This window comes from Mesorhizobium sp. M1A.F.Ca.IN.022.07.1.1 (assembly GCF_003997575.1).
In the GTDB taxonomy this organism is placed as follows: Bacteria; Pseudomonadota; Alphaproteobacteria; order Rhizobiales; family Rhizobiaceae; genus Mesorhizobium.
On record NZ_RZST01000671.1, the window covers coordinates 1 to 920 of the forward strand.

At 61.8% G+C, this 920-nt stretch carries 1 protein-coding gene and 1 pseudogene; one reads left to right on the plus strand and one right to left on the minus strand.

Annotated elements, in window-relative coordinates; genetic code table 11:
* Positions 1-636 (minus strand): MobA/MobL family protein (locus EOA75_RS33285; RefSeq protein ID WP_164747780.1); only part of this gene is annotated, 636 nt, incomplete at its 3' end.
* A 77-nt stretch (positions 637-713) separates the two neighbouring features.
* On the opposite strand from EOA75_RS33285, the pseudogene EOA75_RS35470 reads away from it, so the two are divergent.
* A pseudogene (locus tag EOA75_RS35470) lies at positions 714-920 on the plus strand (TraC family protein); the annotation flags it as partial.

A 920-nucleotide genomic window follows, 5' to 3' on the forward strand; every position in this document is an offset into this window, starting at 1 on the left:
CGCCAAATGCCGGTTCGCGGTTTCGGCCCAGGCGATCTTCCATGCCTTCATGGTTTCCTTGTCGCCGGCCCAGAGCGCGTAGACGATCTTGCCGTTCGGCCTGTCGGGAGTGACGACGCGCAGCGGCTCGCCGTCTTTGCCGAGCACCGGCACCTTTTTCGGCCCGAAGCCTTCTTCGGTGAGCGGCCGCAGGGCGGTCATCAGGTGGATGTGCGGATTGCCGTCCTTGTCGTGGAACACCCAATCGGCGACCATGCCCCTCGATGTAAAGTTGTCCCGGACGAATTCGCGCACCAGCGCGATGTTCTCAGCCCGGCTCAGTTCCTCCGGCAGCGCGATGATCAGCTCGCGCGCAAGCTGCGCGTCCGCGCGGGTTTCGAAGGCATCGACCGCGTTCCAGAATGCTTCGCTGGCGGCCGCAATGGGCTTTCCTTCGGCGGTCATCAGCCAGGCGGGAACGCCGTCCGGCAGCGCCAGCTCTTCATGCACCAGTTCGGAGACCCCGCCGCGATAGCTGAACGACGTGCCGGCCTGCTCGTCCATCATCCGAGCGCGATGGCGATAGGCGGCGGCCGAGACGATGCTGCGACCCGACCCTCTGCTGATTACCTGCGCTCTGACGAACATGATCGCCAAGACGGTCTCCAACCCTTTCGAGCACGTCGCGCCAGCGACGTATGTTGCGCCCTCAAAACAATCGGACCGAAGGGCCGATGCCGCTTTTCTGGAAGGCGGCCGATCGCCGGAATTCCGGCTACGACGTTTTCGGGGTGAGCCAAACTAGCCTATTTTACTATCAGTTTCTAGATAGTATAATCAGCGTCGTTCAGATGGCTCGAACCGACAAGGACACCGGCATGGCTGCAAAATCATCGATTTCCGACATCGACGCGCAGATCGAAAAACTGCGAGAGCGCAGG